This window comes from Myxococcus sp. AM009 (genome assembly GCF_013372605.1).
GTDB classification, from domain to species: domain Bacteria; phylum Myxococcota; class Myxococcia; order Myxococcales; family Myxococcaceae; genus Myxococcus; species Myxococcus vastator.
The window spans coordinates 1-8389 of sequence record NZ_JABXEP010000238.1 but is presented as its reverse complement, the minus strand read 5'-3'; the positions used below and the strand labels follow the sequence as shown (position 1 = coordinate 8389).

Annotated in this window: 6 protein-coding genes; all 6 read left to right on the top strand. The window is 69.4% G+C overall.

Going from position 1 to position 8389, the window contains the following annotated elements; all coding sequences use genetic code 11:
• Positions 1 to 223: 223 nt before the first annotated feature.
• Entirely contained in the window at positions 224 to 1234 is a 1011-nt protein-coding gene (locus HV824_RS33505) for an NAD(P)-dependent alcohol dehydrogenase (RefSeq protein WP_176425086.1), read from the top strand.
• Positions 1235 to 1409: 175 nt separating this feature from the next.
• A complete protein-coding gene (locus HV824_RS33500) occupies positions 1410 to 2036 on the top strand; it encodes a DUF47 domain-containing protein (RefSeq protein WP_176415967.1) in 627 nt (208 codons plus the stop codon).
• Complete coding sequence (locus HV824_RS33495; protein ID WP_176415966.1) at positions 2037 to 3062, top strand: inorganic phosphate transporter; 1026 nt, start codon at positions 2037 to 2039, stop codon at positions 3060 to 3062.
• 388 nt (positions 3063 to 3450) lie between these two features.
• Positions 3451 to 5910, top strand: a complete 2460-nt coding sequence (thrA, locus tag HV824_RS33490) for a bifunctional aspartate kinase/homoserine dehydrogenase I (protein WP_176425085.1) — start codon at positions 3451 to 3453, stop codon at positions 5908 to 5910.
• A gap of 115 nt (positions 5911 to 6025) precedes the next feature.
• Positions 6026 to 7636, top strand: a complete 1611-nt coding sequence (locus HV824_RS33485) for a hypothetical protein (protein WP_255208545.1) — start codon at positions 6026 to 6028, stop codon at positions 7634 to 7636.
• 14 nt (positions 7637 to 7650) lie between these two features.
• Positions 7651 to 8151, top strand: a complete 501-nt coding sequence (locus tag HV824_RS33480; RefSeq protein WP_176415963.1) for a hypothetical protein — start codon at positions 7651 to 7653, stop codon at positions 8149 to 8151.
• Positions 8152 to 8389: the final 238 nt, after the last annotated feature.

Genomic DNA, 8389 nt, shown 5'->3' with positions numbered 1-8389 from the left:
CCTCATGTTCACCAGCGGCAGCGGCCAGCCCACGTGCGGATGGACGGCGGGTAGGACGATGTCGTGGAAGCCTGTGTAGTCCGGCCCGGAGGTGTTGACCTCGAGCACAATCTTCTTCGCGCGGGCGGCGAAACATTCCACCCCAGGCAAATCCACCGAGCCAGCGGGCCCTCCCCGCATGGTTGCCTGGCGGCCCTGACGGTCCGTGGATAGTCATGCCCACATGAAAGCCTACGAGCTGCAACAGCCAGGGAGCGCCGACGCGTGGGGACAGGTGGAGCGGCCGGCCCCCACGCCGGGCCCCGGCCAGGTGCTGGTCCGGATTCGCGCGGTGTCCCTCAACTACCGGGACCTCTACATCGCCCTGGGCCGCTATCCGGGAACGCGCCCTTCCTCCCTCATCCCCGTGTCGGACGGCGCGGGAGAGGTCGTGGCCGTGGGCCCCGGCGTCACCCGCGTGACGCCGGGTGACCGCGTGGCCCCCACCTTCTTCCAGACGTGGACGGACGGCCCGCCCTCACCAGAGAAGACGCAGCACGCCCTGGGTGGCAGCGTGGATGGCGTGCTGGCGGAGTACGTCGTCGTGGACGCCGAAGGGCTCGTCCTGCTCCCGGAGCACCTGTCCTTCGAGGAAGGCGCCACCCTCCCGTGCGCCGCCGTCACCGCCTGGAACGCCCTGGTCGCCGAGGGCAGGCTCCAGCCGGGCCAGACGGTGCTGGCGCAGGGCACCGGCGGCGTGTCCATCTTCGCGCTCCAGTTGGCCAAGGCGCTGGGGGCGCGCGTCCTCATCACCTCCAGCCAGGACGCGAAGCTGGAGCACGCCCGGACCCTGGGTGCGGATGGCACCATCAACTACAAGAAGCACCCGGACTGGGACGCGCAGGCGCTGGCGCTCACGGGCGGCCAGGGGGTGGACCACGTCCTGGAGGTGGCCGGCGAGCAGACCTTCCCCCGCTCCGTCCGGGCCACGAAGCCCGGGGGCCACATCTCCCTCATCGGCATGCTCAGCGGCGGCTTCGCCAGGCCGGACCCCGCCCTGGTGGAGCCCAAGAAGCTCGACGTCCAGCGGACTTACGTGGGCAGCCGCGCCATGTTCGAGGACCTGAACCGGCTCATCACCCAGCACCACCTCAAGCCCGTCATCGACCGGAGCTTCCCCTTCGAGCAGGCGCGCGAGGCGCTGCGATACATGGAGTCCGGCGCCCACTTCGGGAAGATTGTCATCGCCGTCTGAGCGGCCGGGCAGCGACCAAGGCGACCAGCCCTGGCTCCCCCCTCTGCCCCCTCGGCGGGCGCGCCCTAGCGAGGGAGGGAGCCACAGGCAAGCAGAAAGGAAGGCTGGAGATTCTCTCCACTTAGGGTAGTCACGGGCGCGTTATCGCCTGCCCCCAGGGGACTTGGAGAGACGGATGCTCGAGAAGCTGATGCCGAAGTCGGACGAGTTCTTCGACGACTTCGATGCGCAATGTGCCGTCACCGTCGAAGGCGCGAAGATGCTCTACGCGCTGCTCAGTGACTACCGCGACGTCGCCACGCGGGTCCAGGCGCTCAAGGACGTGGAGCACCGTGGGGACGAGGTCACCCACACCGCCTTCAACCGTCTCCACCAGCAGTTCATCACCCCGTTCGACCGGGGGCAGATTCACTCCCTGCTCTCCCGCATCGACGACGTGTTGGACTTGACCAACGCCGCCGCCGCCCGCCTGCACTACTACGAAATCCCGTCCAGCCTGCCGGACGCCACGGAGCTGGCGCGCCTGCTGGTCCTGTCCACGCAGAAGGTGCAGGAAGTGGTGGCCGCGCTGCGGCTCATCAAGAAGCCGGAGCAGATTCTGGCCGGGTGCAAGGAAATCAAGCGCCTGGAGACGCAGGCGGATGAAGCCCTGCGCGCGGGTGTCGGCCGGCTCTTCAAGAGCGGGGCGGACACGCTGCTCATCATCAAGTGGAAGGAGATTTACGACTTCATCGAGACCGCCACCGACAAGTGCCAGTCGGTGGCCAACGTCATCGAAGGCGTGGTGCTGGAGCACAGCTAAATGCTACTCGCCGCCGTCATCCTCATCGTCGCGGTCGCACTCATCTTCGACTTCATCAATGGATTCCACGACGCGGCGAACTCCATCGCCACCGTGGTCTCCACCCGAGTGCTGTCCCCCAACCTGGCCGTGGCCTGGGCCGCCTTCTTCAACTTCGTGGCGGCCTTTGGCGGGGGCGTCCATGTGGCCAACACCATGGGCAAGGGCATCATCAACTTCGAGATGCTCCGGGCGCAGGGCCCCAGCGCGGTGCTCGCAGTCATCTTCTCCGCCCTCATGGGCGCCATCGTCTGGAACCTGCTGACGTGGTGGTGGGGCCTGCCCTCCTCGTCGTCCCACGCGCTGGCCGGAGGCATGATTGGCGCCACGCTGCCGGTGCTCGGCTTCGCGGGCCTGGTGGGCTCGGGCATCGCGAAGATCGCCGCCTTCATCGTGCTGTCGCCGCTCATCGGCATGACGCTGGGCATTGGACTGATGGTGCTCAGCACCTGGACGGTGCACCGCCAGACACCGTTGAAGGTGGACTCGTGGTTCCGCCGGCTGCAGCTCGTGTCGTCCGCCATCTTCTCCTACAGCCACGGCACCAATGACGCGCAGAAGGTGATGGGCATCATCGCGGTGGTGCTCTTCGGCACCATCTGGAAGGACCGGCCGTTCCACATCGACTGGTGGATGATCATCTCCTGCCACGCGGCCATCGCCCTGGGGACCTTCTTCGGCGGGTGGCGCATCATCCGCACCATGGGCCACAGCCTCACCAAGCTGGCGCCCATTGGCGGCTTCGCGGCGGAGACGGGCGGCGGCGTCACCATCATCGCGCTCGCCCAGCTCGGCATCCCCGTGTCCACCACGCACACCATCACCGGCGCCATCGTCGGCGTGGGCGCCACCCGCGGCTGGCGCGCGGTGAAGTGGGGCGTCGCCGGCCGCATCATCTGGGCCTGGGTGTTCACCATCCCGGCCGCGGCGCTGACGGCGGTGCTTGTCTACGGCCTCACCCAACTGGTCGTGCGACTGGCGAGCTGAACGCCCGGGAAGGCTCGCGGTGACCTTCGCGAGCCCTTCCCTGTCATGCGGGGACCTGCCGGGTCCCCTGCTTGACTTGCCGCGGCAAGTTCGGCCAGCCTTCCCTTCATGAACGGCGTCAACCGCCAGCATGTGCAGCGCGAGGGAACGACGCTCCTCGCCCGCGCGTGTGTCCTGACGACCGTGCTGACCACCACGACGACCACGACGACGACTCCCCGCCGGGCGCGGGTGGTCTAGCCACGGAAGCCACCTTGGTTTCCAGCTCGGCCCCGCGCTCTCCGGCGCGGGGCTTTTTTGTTTTCACATGCCGCAGGAGCCCCGACATGCAGCCCTCCCCGCAGACGACGCCGTCCCGCCTCGCCGCCTTCCACGCAGAGGTGCGCTCATGAGGGTGATGAAGTTCGGGGGAACGAGCGTGGGCACCGCCGAGCGGATGCGCGGCGTGGCGGACCTGGCCGCGGCGGCGCGCAAGGAGACGCGGGTGATGGTGGTCGCCTCGGCCGTGACCGGCATCACCAACCTCCTGGTGGACGCGGCCCGCGCAGCCCAGGGAGGCCAGCCGGTGGAGTCGCTTCACGGCCGCTTCGAGGACGTCCACCGCGGCATCCTCCGCGAGCTGGCGGCGGAGCTGGGGGAGCCGCGGCTGCGCTCGCTGGAAGAGGGACTCTCCACGCTGGCCTCGGAGCTGCGCGGGCTGCTGCAGGGCGTGGGGCTCCTGCGGGAATGTTCGCCCTCCGTGCTCGCGCACCTGTCCGGCCTGGGCGAGCGCGCCTCGTGCCTGATTCTGGGCGCGCTGCTGCACGCACGCGGACTGGAGCCGCACGCGGTGGAGCCACGGGACGTCATCCTCTGCGCCGGGGACCCGCTCCAGGCCACGCCGCTCCAGGAGGAGAGCCGGGCGCGCTTCACGCCGCTGCGCGAGGCCAGCGGCCCCGGGCTGATGCTGATGCCGGGCTTCTTCGGCGGTGACGCCCGGGGCAAGACGATGTGCCTGGGCCGAGGTGGCTCGGACTATTCGGCGGCGCTGGCGGCGGCGGCGCTGGACGCGGAGCTGCTGGAGATATGGACGGACGTGGACGGCATCTTCAGCGCCGACCCGCGCCTGGTGCCGGAGGCCTTCCCGCTGCCCGAGGTGAGCTTCGAGGAGGCCATGGAGCTGGCGTACTTCGGCGCCAAGGTGCTCCACCCCAAGACGATTGCGCCCGCGCGCGAGCGCGGCATCCCCGTGCGCGTCTGCAACAGCTTCCGCCCCGACCACCCGGGCACCCGCGTCACCGACGACGCCGCCCCTCCCGAGCACCCGGTGCGCGGCCTGTCCTTCCTGCCCGGCATCGCCCTGGTGAACCTGGCGGGCGCGGGGCTCAAGGGCGTCCCGGGCACCGCCGCCCGCGTCTTCGAGTCCATGGCCCACGCCAGCATCTCCGTGGTGCTCATCACCCAGGGCTCCAGTGAGTGCTCCATCAGCTTCTGCGTCCAGCAGTCGGACGCGGAGCGCGCCGTGCAGGCCCTGGAAGCGGCGTTTGAAATGGAGCGCGCGGCGGGCAAGGTGGACACCATCGAGCAGCAGCGCGGGCTCGCCGTGCTCAGCATCGTCGGGGATGGCATGCGCCACCGCGTGGGCGTGGCGGGCACCTTCTTCAGCGCGCTGGCGGACGTGGGCTGCAGCATCGCCGCCATCGCGCAGGGTTCCAGCGAGCGCAGCATCTCCGCCGTCATCGCGGAGGCGGACGGCCCCCGCGCCCTGGCCCACGTCCACGGGCGGTGCTTCGGCACCACGGAGGTCGTGGAGCTGCTGCTGGCCGGCGTGGGCAGCGTGGGCGGCGAGCTGCTCAGGCAGGTCCACCAGCAGGCGCCCAAGCTGCGCGCCCACGGCGTGGACCTGCGCGTCTGCGTCATCGCCAACAGCAAGCGCGTCGTGACGGCGAGCGAGGGCCTTCCCCTGGAGGACTGGAAGCAGCGGCTGTCGGCCGCCAGCGACGGCGCGCCCCTGGACACCTTCCGCGACTGGGCCCGCGCGAAGCGGCCGGGCCGGCCCGTCTTCGTGGACTGCACCAGCAGCGAGGACATCGCGCTGGCCTACCCGTCGCTGATGGAGGCGGGGCTCCACGTCGTCACCGCCAACAAGAAGGCCAACGCCGGCCAGTGGAGTCACTATCGCAAGCTGCGCGAGACGGCCTCCCGCCACCAGCGCCGCTTCCTCTACGAGACGAACGTGGGCGCGGCGCTGCCCGTCATCGACACGCTGAAGAACATGCTGCGCACGGGAGACCAGGTGCTGCGCGTGGAGGGCATCCTCTCCGGCTCGCTGTCGTTCATCCTGGGCCTGACGGAAGAAGGCGTCCCCCTGTCACAGGCGGTGGGCACCGCCATGGAGAAGCGCTTCACCGAGCCCGACCCGCGCGACGACCTCCACGGCACCGACGTGGCGCGCAAGGTGCTCATCCTCGCCCGCGAGCTGGGCCGCGACGTGGAGCTGGAGCAGGTGACGCTGGACTCCCTGCTGCCGTCGGACTTCGACGCCACCGGGCCGCTGGAGGACTTCCTCGCCCGGCTCCCCCAGGTGGACGCCGCCTTCCAGCGCCGCGTGGAGGCCCTCCGACAGGAGGGCAAGGTGCTCCGCTACATGGGCAGCGTCACGGAGGACGGCTGCTTCGTCGGGCTCGTGCCGGTGCCCCTCTCACACCCGCTGGCGGCGGTGAAGGGCGGAGAGAACGCGCTCAGCTTCACCTCGGAACGCTACAGCCCCACACCGCTGGTGATTCGCGGCTACGGCGCGGGCGCCGCGGTGACGGCGGCGGGCGTGCTGGCGGACGTGCTCCGCCTGGTCGACGGGCCGCTCCCCTGAGTTGACGTCCGGTCCGACAGGTCCGCGGCCAATGTGCGTTTGAAGTTGGCCGCGGACTTGTCGACAATGCCCCGCCTGCCCTCGAATGCGCGAGCGGCATGGGGGAGAGAACCGAATGGACGTGACTCGCAAGCCGACCCGAGGCCTCACCCGCAAGGTGCTGGCGCTCGCATTCACCCTGGCGCTCACAACTGCGTGTCCCGGCGATGACGACGGTGATGATGACGACAGCTATACGGGCGACCCCATCACCCTGAGCGGCACGGTGACGTATGACTTCGTCCCGGCCGTCTATTCGCCCTCCACGCGGCGGGGAGGCCTGGACTTCGCCCAGTCTTCCGCGCGGCCCGTGCGCAACGCCGTGGTCCAGGTGAGACAGGGCACGCGCGTGCTCGTCGAGGGAACGACGGACGAGCAGGGGCGCTACTCGTTCACGTACACCCCTTCCAGCAGCAGCGGGCTGAGCCTGGTCGCGCTCGCCAAGACGACCACGCCGGAAATCCAGATTGAGGACAACACCGACAACAACGCCATCTGGGCGGTGGGTGACGCCATCACCACCACGGTGACGACGAAGGACCTGCACGCGGCCCACGGCTGGGCGGGCACCACCTACACGGCCAGCCGGCGCACCGCGGCGCCCTTCGCCATCCTCGACAGCATGTACACCGCGTCGCGGGCCTTCATGGACGTGCGCCCGGTCAACTTCCCGCTGCTGAAGGTGAACTGGAGCCCGAACAACATGCCCCAGTCGGGCAGCAAGCCGCAGGGCCGCATCGGCACGTCGCACTTCTCCCCCACGGAGAACGAAATCTACGTGCTGGGCCGGGAAGGCATGGACACCGACGAGTTCGACGCCCACGTCATCGTCCACGAGTGGGGGCACTACTTCGAGGCCAACCTGTCCCGCGCGGACAGCCCGGGCGGGCCGCACTCCAGCGGTGACATCCTGGACCCGCGCCTCGCCTTCGGCGAGGGCTACGGCAACGCGCTCGCCAGCATCCTGCTCCCGGAGCCCATCTACGTCGACACGCTGTGGAGCGGCTCGACGCTGGCCGCCTTCGGCTTCGACGCGGAGAGCGAGCCGCCCACCACCGACGACCCGCGCAAGGGCGCCTTCTCCGAGATGAGCGTCTACCGCCTGCTCTATGACTTGTACGACTCCGGCGTGAACGAGCCATACGACCTGGTGTCGTACGACCTGGGCATCCTCTACGACGTGCTCGTCGGCCCGCAGAAGGCGACGCCCGCGCTGACCACCATCGGCTCGTTCATCAACGGCCTCAAGGCCCAGTCCGGCGTCAGCACCGCGGACGTGGACCTGATGCTGGCCTATTACAACATCGGGTCCATCTCCTCCGACTTCGGGGACGGGGACACCCCGCTGCGCGCCATCTACACCGACGTGCCGGGCATCCCGTACACCACCGAGGTGCCGCTGGTGGGCGGGCTCGACTACAACAAGCGCGAGCAGAACCAGTACTACGTCTTCACCGGCACGGGCCGGAACATGACCCTCAGCGTGACCCACGCGACGCAGGACGTGGGCATTGAAGTCTTCGGGCAGGGCGGGAGCCTGGCGGACGCCGACATCGGCTACACCGGCACGGAGACCGTCAGCATCCCGACCCAGGCGGACGCGCGGTACGTCGTCGTCGTGTTCGGCTTCAAGGAGGCGGTCGGCAACTACAGTCCCTTCCCCACCCTCTCCATCACCAGCCAGTGACTTCTGGAGCGCATATGAACTTCAAGGCAATCGCAGCCCTGTCCAGTCTCCTCGCGCTCACGGCGCAGGTGGCCTGCACCTCCCCGTCAAAGTCGAACCCCACCCCTGGCGCCAGCTCGGACACCACGAAGGCCGGCGCGCCGGTGAAGGTGGACGCGAAGCTGGGTGAAGACCAGGCCCGCGTCTCCCTGCGCTTCGACGCGCCGGCGACCGACGTCCAGGTCAGCCTCTCCGGCGTGGACGGCCTGGAAGTGAAGAGCGCCGCCACCCCGGTGTCGGGTGGCAACTTCACCCAGGACGCCCTGTCCGAGTTCGACGTGAGCTTCACGCCGGGTGAAGGGCAGTCTCACCTCGTCGTCACCGTCACGGGTGAGTTCCGGGGCGCGCACCTGTCCAGGGTGTTCAGCTTCGCGGTGGGCACGCCCACGGCGGCGCAGCAGAAGACCGAGGGCACGACGGTGACGGGCGACGACGGACAGCCCATCAAGGTCATGCCCTCGTCCAACGCCGAGTAGTCCCGCTGGCACGGCCGGGGCCCGGGAGACCGGGCCCGGCTGAAGCAGGCCCCTGAAAAAACACAGCGGGGAGCGCGCCCCCCGACGCACTCCCCGCCGCGTGAGCCACTCAGACGAGAGCTCCAGAAAAAAAACATTGGGAGCACGCCCCCTCGACGTGCTCCCAATGACTGCGCGGCCCGACTCCGGCGCGCCCTCCCCCTCTGGAAGCAACAGCCCCCCCGGGCTTGCTTCCTCC